The sequence below is a fragment of the Wolbachia endosymbiont of Drosophila ananassae genome (genome assembly GCF_008033215.1).
Classification (GTDB): Bacteria; Pseudomonadota; Alphaproteobacteria; order Rickettsiales; family Anaplasmataceae; genus Wolbachia; species Wolbachia pipientis.
This window is the reverse complement of the sequence record NZ_CP042904.1, coordinates 1,322,798-1,337,110: the sequence shown is the minus strand read 5'-3', so window position 1 is coordinate 1,337,110 and position 14,313 is coordinate 1,322,798. Positions and strand designations below refer to the sequence as shown.

Sequence of the window (14,313 nt, the reverse complement as noted above, 5' to 3'; positions counted from 1 at the left end):
CTTTATAGCTCAAACAGCCTAAAAAAGTTGCTTGTGGTTACCTTCGCTACTTGTTCTGGTGACTCATTCCACAACTCTGCCAAACAATCAACAACGTATTTCACCATTGCTGGTTCATTCTTTTTTCCCCTATAAGGCTCAGGTGATAGATATGGTGCATCAGTTTCGACTAAAACACGCTCGCGTGGTACATTTTGTGCAATTTCTCTGAGTAAGCTCGCATTTTTAAAAGTAATAATTCCAGAAAATGAAATACATAACCCCAAATCTATAGATTGATAAGCAAGTTCTTTAGAGGAAGCAAAGCAGTGCATTACTCCACTAAAAGCACCGGCTTTCATTTCTGACCTTAACATATCGATCATCTCATTATCAGCGCTTCTTGTGTGAATAACTAAAGGTAGTCCAGTTATTCTTGACGCTTCTATATGTAATGCAAAACTTTTTTTCTGATTGTCTTTGTTGTCAGATTTATAAAAATCTAACCCGGTTTCACCGATACTAATTACCTTTTGGTTCTTGGTAAATTCAACTAATTCATCAACATGTATACACTCACCGTTTTCTATAGCAGCATCAAGCGGATGTATACCAACAGAGGAGTAGACCTGATCATAGGATGAAGAAATTTTTAATAACTTAGGAACATCGTCAATGCTTACGCATATGTTATGCAAAACCTTTACACCATTTTGCTCTGCCCTTGAAATTACTTTTGGTATTTCATCGTCAGAAAAATAAATCAAGTGGCAATGAGAATCTACTATCATGAGCTTATTGTTGAGGCTTTTATTATAGAAGAAAACTCTTCTATCACTGTTTTATAAACTTCTTTTTTAAATGATATAGCACTGGCTACTAAACTATCTATACCTTGCCAACGCCACTCTTTGAACTCTGGATGACCAGTATAATTAATATCAATGTCCTCATCCTCTCCGCAAAACTTCATTAAGAACCACCTTTGCTTTTGACCAGAATATTTTCCATTCCAGCATATTGGTATAACTTCTTCAGGCAAGTTGTAGTATATCCAATCCTTGCTTTTAGTTATAACCTTTACTTTATTAGTACCAACCTCCTCTAGCAACTCACGTAACGCTGCTTGTTCCAGTTCCTCACCATCATCAACACCTCCTTGTGGCATCTGCCAGTAAGAATCGCTATCAAAGCGTTTTCCAATAAAGGCATGTCCTTGTCTGTTAAATAGCATTATGCCAACACAAGGACGGTACTTATCTTTCTGCTCAACCACGAGTACGCTCTGTTTTTAAATGATTTGTTACAGAAGTTTTAATTAATTTTCCATTTTTTTCTTTCTTCATCTCTTCAACAATTTTCTTTGCAACTTCCTTTGCACTCAAGTTCGAGTTATCAATTTCAAGCGAACCCTGAGGTATAAATAGCCTTTTCCCTTCAATTTTCTTTATAGCAAAATCCGGATCAGTAATTTTATTTTCCTGATATCTCTCTTCTGATTGGACACGTCTTACTAGTTTTTCATTATTACAATGTAATACTACAGAAAAAATTTCCATGTCCATTTTTTTACTTAAATTTACCACTGAGTTATATAATCTTTGGTCATAGGGATCACCCTCTATCAATTCATTTGTAAATATATAATGTTTTGATTTTACGTAGTGTTTTTCCAGTATTGCTAATACATTTTCCCTAACTGCAAAAATTTTTTCCCATAGGTCATCTGGAACTTCAGCGTTTTGTAATTTAACAATATCAAATATAATATTATTGAATAGATTATTGCTTACTATTACTGCACCAATGATTTTACACAGTTCCTTTGCAGTAGTAAACTTACCACTGCCTGGAAAGCCGATTAAGTAGATGAGAGTCTTGCCCATAATGAATACTAGTAAAAAGCTATTTTCAATTATATAAAAAGTATATACATTGTACATGCTAAAAACATGATGATAAAATAGATGCAGGTAATACCTTTAACAAGTAACTGCGTTGAAAATAGTTCATATTTAGAAATTTTGAGTATATAATTATAAATGAATCATATAACCTGTAAACAATGCTTAGCGATATGGAATCGATAAGAAGTACAATTGAAGAGATAATAGATCAAAATAAAGGTCATGATATAGTAACTTTTGATGTGCAGAATAAAACCGTTATTGCAAAATATATGATTATTGCATCTGGTGATTCAAGCCGTCACGTTAAAGCTTTAGCTGAGCACGTAATAAAAAGCCTCAAGCCACATGATAAAATAGATGTAGAAGGTATGGATGAAGGCAATTGGGTAGTTTTGAATTTTCAAGGCATAATGGTTCACATATTCAGGCCGGAAGTAAGGGAGTATTATAAAATAGAAGAGTTATGGAACTGATTGCCTGGATAGCTGGTGCACAACTGCACAAACGTTGTAATTTTGAAGGCAACTCCTGCACAGGTAGTGGTGTCATGAAAGTAGCTGACACTGGAATCCAGTTTTTCATGCAATTTCATCGAAAACGTTGTATAGTGTGCTTGTTTATAATTAAGTTCCAGTGTCTGGGCACTGGCTTCTCTATTAGGGTTACCTTCGGCATTAATGACAGGATAGACTGGGGTTTATAAAATGAAACACGCATCTGAATTTTTAAATTTCATCCAAGAAAGAGGGTACCTATACCAATGCACAAACATTGAAGGACTAGATCAATTATTATTGCAGAGCAATTATATAGTTGCATACATTGGGTTTGATTGCACAGCACCAAGTCTTCATGCTGGTCACCTAATTCAGATTATGATGCTCTGTCACCTACAAAAATTTGGTTATAAGCCGATAGTCTTACTTGGAGGTGGCACAACAAAAATTGGTGACCCATCCTTCAAAGATAAAGCAAGAAGCATCTTGCCTGTAGAGAACATCAATCAAAATACATCCAGTATAAGGAGAATATTAGAGAAAATGGTGTCTTTTAATGACAGCAAGACTGGTGCAATGATAGTAAATAACGCAGATTGGTTGGATAACATAAAATACATAGATTTTTTGCGTGATATAGGAGCTTATTTTTCTGTAAATCGTATGCTAAGTTTTGATAGTGTGAAAACCAGGCTGGATAGAGAGCAAACCTTAAGCTTTCTGGAATTTAATTACATGCTATTGCAAGCTTACGACTTTATTGAATTAAACAAAAAATATGATTGTCGTCTGCAGATTGGAGGGTCAGACCAGTGGGGAAATATAGTAAACGGAATTGAACTTGGAAAAAAGTTGAATTTACCTGAGCTATTTGGCCTTACCATGCCTCTTTTATTAAATGCACAAGGAAAAAAAATGGGCAAAACTGAAAGTGGAGCAGTGTGGCTTGATGATAATATGCTAAAGCCTTACGACTACTGGCAATATTTTCGCAACGTTGATGATCAAGATGTTGGACGTTTTTTAAGATTGCTCACTGATGTGCCAATTGATGAGATTAGAAAATTAGAGTCTTTAAAGGATCAAGAAATAAATGAAGCAAAAAAGGTCTTGGCAACAGAAGTGACAAAAATATGTCATGGTGACAAAGAAGCGGAACTTGCACAATTTGCTGCAATTTCTGCTTTTGAGAATGAAGATAGCTCACTACTTCCTGATTACATCATAAAAAAAGAACAAGTTGCAAGCGGCATATCCTTAGTAGACCTACTACATGACACCGGTTTTGAACCTTCAAAAGGCGCTGCAAAGCGTTTAATACAGGGCAACGGATGCAAGATTAATGATAATGTTGTAAACAATATTGATCATGTAATAAATTTCGAAAGCTTTAAAGATCAGCCATTTATAAAATTATCTGCAGGAAAGAAACGCCATATAAAAGTTGTGGTAGATTAGGTCTCGAAGTAAGAAAACAAATTTTATACAAGTGAGAAATTAGATATGGAGCAAATTTTCAAAATTCGAGAATTATGTATAAAACAACTGGAAAGATAGTAGAAAGCGAAATTCTATTATATATAGCTAAAGTGGCTTAGGTTTACCTACAATTTGAAAAACAACAAATTCGTCATTCCGCTACTCATTAGCGGAATCTATACCGCGAATGAATCCATAACTGTACGGACATTGCAATTTGGGCCTACCAGGAGGGCAATGCCTCTTATCCAAGTACCCTCTTCTTGTCATCCCAGTGCTTGACACTGGGATGGCTTTGTTGCATCGCTACTTATGAAAGGCTAACTATAGTTAGGATTATAAGCAACCTATTGAAAATCTTGTTTTTTTGCAATCAATCTGATCAAATTTAAGAATAGTAATTTGTTATTTATATTAATAAATTTAATTCTATTGAAAATAGCTAAAGCATTGAAATTCTTGAATTTTAGCCGGATTGGTAAATGGTAGTGAAATTTCTTTTACTCAAATTTAGGTATTCATTGACCGTTCTTGTTATAAATACCAGAATAATAAGCTACTGATATTCCCTATCTTTTTTATCTTTAATCCATCATAGCTAGCGATGCAACAAAGCCCACTGGGATCCAGGAATTTTATTAAGTTGGTAAGTATAAAAGTAGCCGTTTTATGTTAAAACACAACGTTCTTGATGAGATTACGGCAAGGCTGGATTCCAGTGTCAGCTACTTTCATGACACCATTTGCTGTGCAATTTACCTTCAAAAATGAATGTTCATACAGTTATGGAATGAATCGCGGTATGACGTAGGGAAACCTTTCTTGAGTTAGCTATAGCACTATAAAATTGTCCGCAGGGCCATATAAAAGTCGTGGTGAGTTAATAAATTTTTATGGAAGAAAGGATATATTAGAAAATTGAGGGTTTTAAAGGAGGTAAAAATGAGACTGTATTATAAAGATATCACAGGTCTTATCAAAGAACCCTACCGCTCCAGAGGAAGGGATTATTTTGACAAAAGAAAGGTACAGATTATATCTGTTAATGAATCTCAAGCTAAATCAAAGGTAGTTGGATCAAATGTATATCGAGTAACACTAAAGCACGATGGTCCTCTTTTGAGTGGAACATGTTCCTGTCCTGCATTTGTGTATTATGGTCCATGTAAGCATATGGCTGCAACAGGTTTTGCTTTGGTTGCACTTGATAGAAAGGAGTATCGATCGTCTGCGCGCCCAGATGAACAGACTCTCTTTGAAAGGTTTTACTAAGAAAAACAAAGCAAGAGCTAATTTCAATAATTACTCGTTCCAGTAAACATTATCCTGAGATTTTTGAAGAACTAGAGGATAAAGAATATGAGCAATTTATTCAAAGTGAACTTTCAAAATCCGAGAATTATGTATAAAACAACCGGAAAGATGGTGAGATCAGGTAATCTATGGCTAAGACGTCATACCGCCGCGGTATCTCTTAGCCGCTAACACGTAGCGGGATGACGAGATGCCACCACGAACCGTCATACCGCGCGATTCATCCGCGGTATCTCTTAGCATAGATCCCGCTAACAAGCAGCGGGATGACGGTTGTCGTTTAGCTATAAACATTAAGAAATTTACCAAACGAAAAAAAAGGCAAAAAAAGCCCCATGATTGGCTAATTACTTACATTATACTTTCAAGTATGGCGTTTTTTTATTCTAAACACTTAATAACCGCGATTCAGCTACTTTTAAACCGCAACTAATCTAAATTATAAACGTTAAGAAATTTACTAAACAGAAAAAAAGGCAAAAGAAACCCTAGGGTAGCTAGTTATTCACTATCCATTTTTTAAGTTGGCGTTTTTTTATGTTTTAAACGCTTTATAAGCGCGTTTCAGCTTATGTAGGTAGAAATTTTATAAGACATAAGGTGCACATAGTGCAAAAAATTAAACATGATACGCCAGATACGTGAGTTTTTTTGTCATTTAATCTGTACAGAGAAGATAAATAAATAGCTTCAGTGTTTATGATAAGGGGGCTGGCGGAGTTTGTCAAGTGGTTTTTTAGCCACGTTTCCCTGTTATAATGTTCGTTTGCTTGACCTAAGATCCGGGAGTATTTAAACTGAACTCTATATAGTGTTAAAAATGATAGGAAATCTAAGCGGAATAGTTGATGAAGTGCGCAGTGATCACATAATCCTGAATGTGAATGATGTTGGCTATATGGTGTATCTTTCAGCCAAAACTTTAAGTGCTTGTGCAATTGGAAGTAGAATCAAATTACTTATCGAAACCTATGCAAATAACAGAGAAAACACTACTCAGCTATATGGTTTTATAAGCGAAGAAGAACAGCAGTGCTTGAGGTTGCTTGTCAAAGTAAGCGGTGTTAGCTATAAAACTGCAATGTCAATTTTGAGTAAATTAACTCCAGAACAGCTATTTTTGGCAATTATGAATGAAGATAAAGTAACACTCAAGATGAGTGGACTTGGCCTGAAACTCATAAATCGAATCATCACTGAATTGAGTGGCAAAGTAAGTAAACTAGAAATAAATAACAATAATTTTCATCCAATTAATGAAGATGCCCTTTCAGCATTGATCAATCTTGGATATGAAAAAATGAAAGCTTATGATACGATAAAAAAATACAGGCCAAATCTGGACACTAAGGATATTATTCGCATGGCGCTTAAGGAGCTCTCAACATTATGAAATCAATATCGTGCGGTAAAGAATATACTGAAGATGTGCGCAATATTAACATCAGGCCTGAGCAACTTGATGATTTTGTCGGGCAAAAAGACTTAATACAAAATTTAAAAGTGTTTATAAACGCTGCACAGACGAGAACTGAAGCTTTAGATCACGTCTTATTGTACGGTCCTCCAGGGCTTGGCAAAACAACTTTAGCACAAATTGTCTCTAAAGAGTTAAGAGTCAGCTTCCGCGCAACTTCTGGTCCTTTACTTAGTAAAGCTGGAGACTTGGCCGCAGTGCTTACCACTTTAAATGCAAAAGATGTTCTATTTATCGACGAAATTCATAGATTAAATCGCAGCATCGAAGAAGTTTTATATACTGCTATGGAAGATTTTTGCTTGGACATATTAGTAGGTGAAGGTCCATCTACTCGCACTTTAAGGATAGATCTACCACCATTTACGCTAATTGGAGCAACAACGCGGCTTGGATTACTTTCTGCACCACTGAGGGATCGCTTTGGCATTCCTTTGCATCTTGAGTTTTATTCCTTTGAGGAGCTGGTTAATATTATAAAAAGAGGCGCAAGAGTTCTTTCTGCTGAAATTGAAGAGGATGCAGCACGGGAAATTGCCTGCCGTGCGCGCGGCACTCCAAGAATTGCTTTGAGGTTACTCAGAAGAATAAGGGATTTTGTTGAAGTGAAAGATGATAAAAAAATTACTTATGAAGTCGCTGATTCTGTATTACTAAAATTGGGTGTAGATAAAATGGGACTCAATAAACTTGATATGAATTATCTAAGATTTTTATTCAACACTTCAGGCCCTGTTGGAATTGACACCATATCTATTGCGCTATCCGAAGATGTTGGCAATATTGAAGAAACAGTAGAACCTTATTTAATCAAAATTAGTTTTGTAAAGCGCACACCAAGAGGGCGCGTTCTAACCGATCAAGCAAAGGAGTATTTGAGCCTTTAATATTAGAGAGCTTTTCTACCATAATTCAATTATATATATTGATTGGCATAATATCATATACTGGCATCTTTTTGTATGAAGGCATATGTGTTAAATAGCACTGAAACTGTAGTTCAAATTAAAACTTCTCCATTTCGTACTCGCTAGTTATGCTATTCTAACTAATTAAGCTATGGTTTGGGTAATAGGAGAAAACTGGATTCCAGCGTCACGCGCTACCCTATGGGTGACTGCTTGCATATATTCTCTCTTTCACCATCTCAATGTTTCTTTCTTATTATGCCAGTACCATTTTCTTGTCATTCAAGTAGCTCCCCTTCTTGTCATCCCAGTGCTTGACACTGGGATCCAGAAATTCTTAAACTGAACTCTATATAGAACCTCAGAACAAAAATAAAAAATGGGTAGCACAATACTGCCAAGAAATTTCTACGAGCGGCCGACCTTAACTGTAGCTGGAGAGTTATTGGGAAAAGTCCTCAAATTTTCTAACTTTAGTGGAATAATAACCGAAGTTGAAGCCTATATAGGAATGAATGACCCAGCTTGTCACGCGGCAAGAGGCTATACTAACCGAACCTCAGTAATGTTTGGTATGCCGGGGTTTTCATACGTGTATTTTATATATGGAATGTATTACTGTTTAAATATTGTAACAGAAACAGAAGGGTTCCCAGCAGCAGTGTTAATACGGGGATTAAAGCTTATTGAACCACTTGAAGCAAATTTAGGTGGGCCAGGAATATTGTGTAAAAGATTAAATATTACAAAAGAACATAACAAACAGGACCTTACTATAAGCCACAAATTTTGTGTTTATGAATCTCACCTCAAACCAGATTATATTTGCACCCCGAGAATCGGAATTAGTAAAGGCCAAGAGAAATTTTGGCGGTTTAAGATTTTCTAAACTTAAGACCTTGCGTAGACTATTTGCCAATCGGATAATCACCAGTGAAACAAGCATCACAATATTGTGGTATAGCATTGTTACGCACCTCTCCTTTAACAGCCTGATATAGTCCATCAATACTCAAGAAGGCTAGGCTATCTACTCCTATAATTTCCTTAATTTCCTTTACAGATTTATTTGCAGCAATTAAATCTTTGCACTCTGGCGTATCTATTCCATAAAAACAAGAATGCTTAATTGGTGGGCTTGAAATTTTGAGGTGAATCTCTTTTACTCCTGCATCCTTTAACATAACTATTATATTTGTTAACGTACTACCACGCACTATACTATCATCTATTAAAATTATGTTTTTACCTTTCAAAGTGTGCTTATTAGCATTGAATTTTAATTTTATTCTAACTTTACGTACTTCAGCGGTTGGTTGTATAAAAGTTCTTCCTATGTAATGATTACGAATTATTCCCAGTTCCATAGGTAATCCTGAATGCTTTGCATATCCAATAGCTGCAGGTATTCCAGAATCAGGTATTGGTACAACCATATCCATATTGTTTTTTGGTGGGCTCTCTTCTGCAAGTATTCTTCCTATTTCTTTTCTTATATCATATATGGACCTATTCTCCATTATGCTGTCTGGTCTTGAAAAATAAACGTATTCAAAAATACAAAAACTTGATTTTTGCTGTGGGAAAGGAAATGCTGAAGCTAGATTACCATTTCGATCAATGGTGACTAACTCACCTGGTTCTATTTCTCTAACAAACTCTGCATTTACTATATCAAGAGCACAAGTTTCAGATGCAAGAACATAAGAACCGTTTAACTTCCCTAAAACAAGAGGCCTGATTCCAGATGGATCACGTACTCCAATAACTACTTCTTGATTGATTGCCACAAAAGAATAAGCACCTTGTATTTGCTTTAATGCATATATAAAACTCTCTAAAAAGCTATCTTTTTCACCGCTTGCTGTCAGATGCACTACTACTTCTGTATCAATATCTGACTGAAAAACGCACTCTTGTTTAATTAATTGTTCGCGTATTGGAGAAATATTAATTAAATTACCATTATGTGCTATGGCGAAATCCCCAAATTTGCCACTTTTGCCAAACATGGGCTGCACTCCAAATTTACTACCACTTGTTGAGTATCGAACATGACCTATTGCACAATCTCCAGGTAAGGATTTCTTTATTTCATCTATATCATCAAATATGCTGCTCACTTGACCTTGAAAGTGATAAGAGTGCAGCTTATCGTTGTTACTGGTTACTACGCCAAAAGACTCTTGACCTCTATGCTGCAAAGCGTGGAGAGCAAGTATAGAGTTAAAAGCAGCACTTTGGTTGCAACTTATGCCAAATACCCCACACTCCTCACGCATTTCATCTAGCATAAAAACTATTAAGTAAAGTTAAATTTTACTTTAGCATAGGTAAAATACAAGTATTTTGTTGTTCATCTGCTTTTATTGCTAGCAATAGCCCTATACATATTAAGCTTGCAGCAGTTGTACTTCCTCCATAGGACAGAAATGGCAATGGGTCGCCTATTACAGGTAAGAGGCCCATTGTCATTCCGATGTTTATAAAGAAATGAGCACTAAAAAAGGCAAAAATGCCGATAGATACCGACTTAGAAAAATAATTTTTTGACCTATAAGCAATAGAGAGCATTATAGCAAGCAATGTAGTATAGAGTAAAATTAAAGTCATGCTACCTAAAAATCCCCATTCCTCACTCAGCACTGCAAAAGCAAAATCTGTACGTTTCTCCGGCAAAAATCCAAGTTGAGTTTGACTTCCGTTAACAAAGCCCTTACCAAACAAACCTCCTGAACCAATAGCTATTTGAGATTGCTGCGCATTATAACCTATTCCAAGTGGATCCACTGATGAATCCAAAAATGACAATATCCTTTGCTTGTGATAAGGACGTAAAAAAGGCCAAATAGCCGGTACTGCAAAAATGCCAAGAGTTCCACATATTACTGAATGAGATCTTTTTATTATTGTTGTGAATATAATTGATATCCCTATAAATAACATTATCATAGCTGTGCCTAAATTAGGTTGCTTTAACACCAAGAACACGGGTAAGAAAATAATTATAAGTGCCTTAAGCAATCTTTTAAATTCCATCATTTTATACACACTCTGCTTATCAAAATAGCGAGCAAGCGCAAGTATTAAGCCTACTTTTGCAAATTCTGATGGTTGCAAACTAATTGATCCAATTCTTATCCACCTTGCTGCACCCATTATGTGTGAGCCAAAAAAATTTACTGCTAATAGTGAAATCGCTGCTGCTATATAAAAAAAGTAGGCGTACTTCAAATAAAAATCTAGCTCTATGAATGACATAGCTATAGCGAGTAGGAAAAAGAAGGAGAATATGATCAGTTGGTGAATCGCAAATGGCACCCACTTTCCTCCAGCAGAAGAGTATTGAACAACAATGCCAACGCAAAACAGCGCTATCACGTTAATGACTAATAACCAATGAATCTTCTTCAGCCTATCCACAATAAAGACCTTATAACCTTAAAGTATAGTAAAATATGAAACAAAGATAAAAATCAAAAAACCAACTTCTCAACTACTAACCGAATTGGAGTGCTATATATTCCAGTTACTACTGTTAAAGCTGCCATAAACAATAGACAGAAAAGCATAGGAAATGGCACATCATTAATTTTGCCTAGTGTCATTCCAGTGCGTGACGTTGCATCATTTTCAAAATACATTTTCTCTACCATCTTCCACATATATATCAATGCAAGGAAAGAGCCAGCAGCAAATGTTACAAGGGAAATCCACGCATGAGATTCAATAATTGCTTTCATTATATACCACTTGCTTACAAAGCCATTTGTTAAAGGCACACCGATTAATGCTAAACTGAGTAGAGTGAACGCAAGTGCTGTATAAGGCATTGATTTCTTGAGTCCCGATAAATTCTCTATTTTTGTTGTATCAAATTTGTAAGAAATACATCCTGCAGCCATGAATAAAGATGTTTTTATTATGCTGTGGTTTACTATGTGAAGAATTGCTGCAAATACACCTGTTTTTGAGTTAAAACTCAGTGCTAAAATTATATAACCAATTTGGCTAATACTAGAGTGAGCAAGCAGTCTTTTTATGTCTTTTGCGGTTATTGCAAATATCGACCCAAATACAATAGCGCAAAGTGCGAGGATAATTATCACATTGTCCAACAGCGGCTTAAACAAGAAAAAATTTTGATGAAAAACAGTATAAAAGATTCTGATGAAAACATATATCATCACTTTTGTCACTGTGCCTGAAAAGAATATGCTAATGAAACTTGGCGCCTCACTATATGCATTAACCAGCCACCTGCTTAATGGAAACAGTGCCATTTTGATTGAGAGACCAACAAAAATGAACAACGTGCCAAGTTTTATGATGTTGTTATCGTATAATGGAACTATTCTTTCAGCCATGTCAGACATATTGAGCGTTCCAGTCATTGAATACAAGAGCCCGATGCCAAATAAATAAAATGTTGCACCTATTGTTCCACTAATTAGATATTCAAATGCTGCAACTAAGGCTTTTTTATCCCTTCCCATTGAAACTAATACATAAGAAGAAAGAGATGAAATTTCCAAGAAAACGTAAAGGTTAAATATGTCGTTTGTTACTAGAATCCCGAGCAGTCCGCTTAAGCACAGTAGAAATAGAGAGTAAAAACCAGTGATTTTGTTTTTGCTAATCTCTTTTTCGTTAATATAAAAGCTATAAAGCACACTAATCAGCGCTATAAAATTCACTAGGGTTAGAATTAAGGAATTTAACACGTCGATTCTTAACTCTATTCCATACGGAGGAGCCCAATTTCCAAGGTGATAAGTTATAATCTCGCCTCTATATGTTTTTATGAGTAGTATTGATGAAATGATAAGAGTGATTGTTGTTGCAATAAAAGAAATAAACCAAGATACCTTGTGTTTCTTGGCAAGAAAGCAAAACATTGATGCAATTATTGGGATAATAACTTGTAAGATTGGTAATTGCATTAAATTGTTGTTAATATATCGTTAAAGTATTAGTATATATAATACTTTTTGTTTTAATACCCTTATGTTATCTAAAATTTGTAATGCAATAAAACGCCTATTACGAAGAGAAGATAAATTTGTAGGAAGAGATGAAAATGGAAATTCTTACTATGAATCAAGTAAAGGAAAAAGGTGGGTTATGTATAGCAGTGTTTCTGAGCCTACAACAGTGCCTCCGGAATGGCATATATGGCTTCACTATACTGATAATGTAGTACCAGTTAATAATAAAAAAAGAAAAGTAAAACATACTCCTAATTTAACGGGTACAAAAGATGCATACTATCCAAACCAAAAAGTGAAAAATTACTATAAAAGCTGGAGTCCTGATAACTAAAGATGCGAAGGTCAAATATACTTGAAATAACCGCTGGATTATTTGTATTAATTTTTACTATTTTTCTGATTTTCTTTGCTATTGATAAGCTATCTTACATAAAGAAAAACTATAAGGATTGCTATAAAATATATGGTCTTTTTGCTAACGCTAACGGTATAGGAGTTGGTGATAGTGTCAAGATCTCTGGTGTAGATGTTGGAAGCATAACTGGTGTATCACTTGACAAAGCTACCTACGTAGCACGAATCGATATGTGTATAAGCAAAGACATAAAATTGCCAATTGATAGTTCAGCTCTGATCACTAGCAGTGGAGTTGTTGGCAGTAAATTTGTTAATATATCACCTGGATCAGATATTAAACTAATCTTGCATGGTGGTAAAATAGAGTATACTCAAGCTGAAGCAAATATGGGTGGAATAATGGACAGAATTCTTGGTATGTTTACAAAGTGAAAATGGCAGGATTCCAAGTATATCCGTTCAGGTAAAGCCTCCTGTAGTTCTAAAGTATTTAAGGAGTTTGCCTTATTTCTTGCCTTTTCTACCGCTTGCTTTGGGGTTTATAGTATAGAAAGTGCCTTAACAGTTGCAGTGCATGTCTATCAATGATAAAATAAAGATTAATTTATTTTGATATTATGATTGGTTTACTGTTTGCCGTACTGTTGTTCCTCTGTGGTAGTGATGCACTTGCAAAACAGGAGCCACGTTCAATAGCTGGAGATAATCACATAAAGGTCATAAATTATAACCCACAAGCCATACATAAGTATACGGGTTTTTATGGTTATCAGTCCAGTATATTGTTTGAACCAGGGGAGGTAATACAAAACCTTTCAATGGGTGATTCAACTGGTTGGCAACTCCTTCCTCAAGGTAACAGATTGTTTATTAAGCCTATAGATGATATTGCCGATACTAACACAACTATAATTACCAATAAAAGAGTTTATTACTTTGAATTTCATGCTGAAGAAGCAACTGGACTAGATGATCCAAGATTAGCATATGAAGTAAGGTTTCTTTATCCACTATTTAGCAGTGATGAGATTTACACAACAAATAACGGTGATATCCTCGAACAAGCTAGTCATACCATTATTCCTGATATAAACGATATTGAAGTTGTAAAGAAGGGTTTAAATTTTAATTATTCCATCTCGCACGTTAAAGGCAGTCAGTCAATAATACCAATCAAGGTTTTTGATGATGGAAAATTTACATATCTACAATTCAATAAAATAAACTCTGATTTCCCGGCAGTTTTTATGGTTGATTCTGCAGGATATGAGTCTTTAGTAAATTTCCGTACAGTTGATAACTACCTGATAATCGAAAGGGTAAGTTCAGTGTTTACCTTAAGGAATGGATCGAGTACAGTTTGCCTATTTAATGAAACCATACCTTTCAAAAAAGGGTAAA

At 35.2% G+C, this 14,313-nt stretch carries 16 protein-coding genes; 10 read left to right on the top strand and 6 right to left on the bottom strand.

Annotated features, from left to right (window positions below; all coding sequences use genetic code 11):
* Positions 1–2: 2 nt before the first annotated feature.
* Genes EA652_RS06520 through EA652_RS06510 form a run of 3 tightly spaced genes read right to left on the bottom strand, consistent with a single transcriptional unit; the run spans position 3 to position 1,865 of the window.
* Positions 3–770, bottom strand: a complete 768-nt coding sequence (locus tag EA652_RS06520) for a TatD family hydrolase (RefSeq protein WP_006280340.1) — start codon at positions 768–770, stop codon at positions 3–5.
* On the bottom strand, positions 767–1,255 hold the full coding sequence (locus EA652_RS06515; protein WP_006279569.1) for an RNA pyrophosphohydrolase: 489 nt from the start codon (positions 1,253–1,255) through the stop codon (positions 767–769). The genes EA652_RS06520 and EA652_RS06515 overlap by 4 nt, the downstream gene beginning before the upstream one ends.
* Complete coding sequence (locus tag EA652_RS06510; RefSeq protein WP_044471315.1) at positions 1,248–1,865, bottom strand: AAA family ATPase; 618 nt, start codon at positions 1,863–1,865, stop codon at positions 1,248–1,250. The genes EA652_RS06515 and EA652_RS06510 overlap by 8 nt, the downstream gene beginning before the upstream one ends.
* 179 nt (positions 1,866–2,044) lie before the next feature.
* On the opposite strand from EA652_RS06510, the gene rsfS reads away from it, so the two are divergent.
* The 7 genes from rsfS to EA652_RS06475 all read left to right on the top strand — a co-directional run bounded on the left by rsfS (position 2,045) and on the right by EA652_RS06475 (position 8,453).
* Positions 2,045–2,362, top strand: a complete 318-nt coding sequence (gene rsfS, locus EA652_RS06505) for a ribosome silencing factor (protein ID WP_006279567.1) — start codon at positions 2,045–2,047, stop codon at positions 2,360–2,362.
* Positions 2,353–2,592, top strand: coding sequence for a hypothetical protein (locus tag EA652_RS06500; protein ID WP_010963049.1), 240 nt, complete (start codon positions 2,353–2,355; stop codon positions 2,590–2,592). The genes rsfS and EA652_RS06500 overlap by 10 nt, the downstream gene beginning before the upstream one ends.
* A 1-nt stretch (position 2,593) precedes the next feature.
* Positions 2,594–3,844 carry a tyrosine--tRNA ligase gene (gene tyrS, locus EA652_RS06495; RefSeq protein ID WP_007548582.1) on the top strand — a complete coding sequence of 417 codons (1,251 nt, stop codon included), beginning with the start codon at positions 2,594–2,596 and terminating at the stop codon, positions 3,842–3,844.
* Between the two features lie 963 nt (positions 3,845–4,807).
* Complete coding sequence (locus EA652_RS06490; RefSeq protein ID WP_007548583.1) at positions 4,808–5,137, top strand: SWIM zinc finger family protein; 330 nt, start codon at positions 4,808–4,810, stop codon at positions 5,135–5,137.
* Between the two features lie 862 nt (positions 5,138–5,999).
* Positions 6,000–6,572 carry a Holliday junction branch migration protein RuvA gene (gene ruvA / locus EA652_RS06485; protein ID WP_007548584.1) on the top strand — a complete coding sequence of 191 codons (573 nt, stop codon included), beginning with the start codon at positions 6,000–6,002 and terminating at the stop codon, positions 6,570–6,572.
* Positions 6,569–7,543, top strand: a complete 975-nt coding sequence (gene ruvB, locus EA652_RS06480) for a Holliday junction branch migration DNA helicase RuvB (RefSeq protein WP_007548585.1) — start codon at positions 6,569–6,571, stop codon at positions 7,541–7,543. The genes ruvA and ruvB overlap by 4 nt, the downstream gene beginning before the upstream one ends.
* Before the next feature lie 400 nt (positions 7,544–7,943).
* Complete coding sequence (locus EA652_RS06475) at positions 7,944–8,453, top strand: DNA-3-methyladenine glycosylase (RefSeq protein ID WP_006280127.1); 510 nt, start codon at positions 7,944–7,946, stop codon at positions 8,451–8,453.
* A gap of 19 nt (positions 8,454–8,472) precedes the next feature.
* Here EA652_RS06475 and purF read toward each other — a convergent pair whose 3' ends face one another.
* The 3 genes from purF to EA652_RS06460 are packed head-to-tail and all read right to left on the bottom strand — an operon-like array spanning position 8,473 to position 12,507.
* Positions 8,473–9,858, bottom strand: a complete 1,386-nt coding sequence (gene purF, locus EA652_RS06470; protein ID WP_006280126.1) for an amidophosphoribosyltransferase — start codon at positions 9,856–9,858, stop codon at positions 8,473–8,475.
* 25 nt (positions 9,859–9,883) lie between these two features.
* Entirely contained in the window at positions 9,884–10,987 is a 1,104-nt protein-coding gene (rodA, locus tag EA652_RS06465; protein ID WP_121721680.1) for a rod shape-determining protein RodA, read from the bottom strand.
* 53 nt (positions 10,988–11,040) lie between these two features.
* The gene (locus EA652_RS06460) at positions 11,041–12,507 is read right to left on the bottom strand and encodes a proton-conducting transporter transmembrane domain-containing protein (RefSeq protein ID WP_006280124.1); all 1,467 of its coding nucleotides are present in this window, start codon (positions 12,505–12,507) and stop codon (positions 11,041–11,043) included.
* 64 nt (positions 12,508–12,571) lie between these two features.
* Here EA652_RS06460 and EA652_RS06455 point away from each other — a divergent pair, with 64 nt between their 5' ends.
* The 3 genes from EA652_RS06455 (at position 12,572) to virB9 (ending at position 14,312) form a co-directional block, all read left to right on the top strand.
* Positions 12,572–12,886, top strand: coding sequence for an NADH-ubiquinone oxidoreductase subunit NDUFA12 family protein (locus EA652_RS06455; RefSeq protein WP_007548590.1), 315 nt, complete (start codon positions 12,572–12,574; stop codon positions 12,884–12,886).
* A gap of 2 nt (positions 12,887–12,888) precedes the next feature.
* On the top strand, positions 12,889–13,344 hold the full coding sequence (mlaD, locus tag EA652_RS06450; RefSeq protein WP_007548591.1) for an outer membrane lipid asymmetry maintenance protein MlaD: 456 nt from the start codon (positions 12,889–12,891) through the stop codon (positions 13,342–13,344).
* Between the two features lie 185 nt (positions 13,345–13,529).
* Positions 13,530–14,312, top strand: a complete 783-nt coding sequence (gene virB9 / locus EA652_RS06445; protein ID WP_006280123.1) for a P-type conjugative transfer protein VirB9 — start codon at positions 13,530–13,532, stop codon at positions 14,310–14,312.
* Position 14,313 lies beyond the last annotated feature (1 nt).

Coding starts and splice junctions, on each gene's coding strand:
- EA652_RS06520 (WP_006280340.1), bottom strand. CDS start 770: ATGATAGTAGATTCTCATTGCCACTTGATTTATTTTTCTGACGATGAA.
- EA652_RS06510 (WP_044471315.1), bottom strand. CDS start 1,865: ATGGGCAAGACTCTCATCTACTTAATCGGCTTTCCAGGCAGTGGTAAG.
- rsfS (WP_006279567.1), top strand. CDS start 2,045: ATGCTTAGCGATATGGAATCGATAAGAAGTACAATTGAAGAGATAATA.
- EA652_RS06500 (WP_010963049.1), top strand. CDS start 2,353: ATGGAACTGATTGCCTGGATAGCTGGTGCACAACTGCACAAACGTTGT.
- tyrS (WP_007548582.1), top strand. CDS start 2,594: ATGAAACACGCATCTGAATTTTTAAATTTCATCCAAGAAAGAGGGTAC.
- EA652_RS06490 (WP_007548583.1), top strand. CDS start 4,808: ATGAGACTGTATTATAAAGATATCACAGGTCTTATCAAAGAACCCTAC.
- ruvA (WP_007548584.1), top strand. CDS start 6,000: ATGATAGGAAATCTAAGCGGAATAGTTGATGAAGTGCGCAGTGATCAC.
- ruvB (WP_007548585.1), top strand. CDS start 6,569: ATGAAATCAATATCGTGCGGTAAAGAATATACTGAAGATGTGCGCAAT.
- EA652_RS06475 (WP_006280127.1), top strand. CDS start 7,944: ATGGGTAGCACAATACTGCCAAGAAATTTCTACGAGCGGCCGACCTTA.
- purF (WP_006280126.1), bottom strand. CDS start 9,858: ATGCTAGATGAAATGCGTGAGGAGTGTGGGGTATTTGGCATAAGTTGC.
- EA652_RS06460 (WP_006280124.1), bottom strand. CDS start 12,507: ATGCAATTACCAATCTTACAAGTTATTATCCCAATAATTGCATCAATG.
- EA652_RS06455 (WP_007548590.1), top strand. CDS start 12,572: ATGTTATCTAAAATTTGTAATGCAATAAAACGCCTATTACGAAGAGAA.
- mlaD (WP_007548591.1), top strand. CDS start 12,889: ATGCGAAGGTCAAATATACTTGAAATAACCGCTGGATTATTTGTATTA.
- virB9 (WP_006280123.1), top strand. CDS start 13,530: ATGATTGGTTTACTGTTTGCCGTACTGTTGTTCCTCTGTGGTAGTGAT.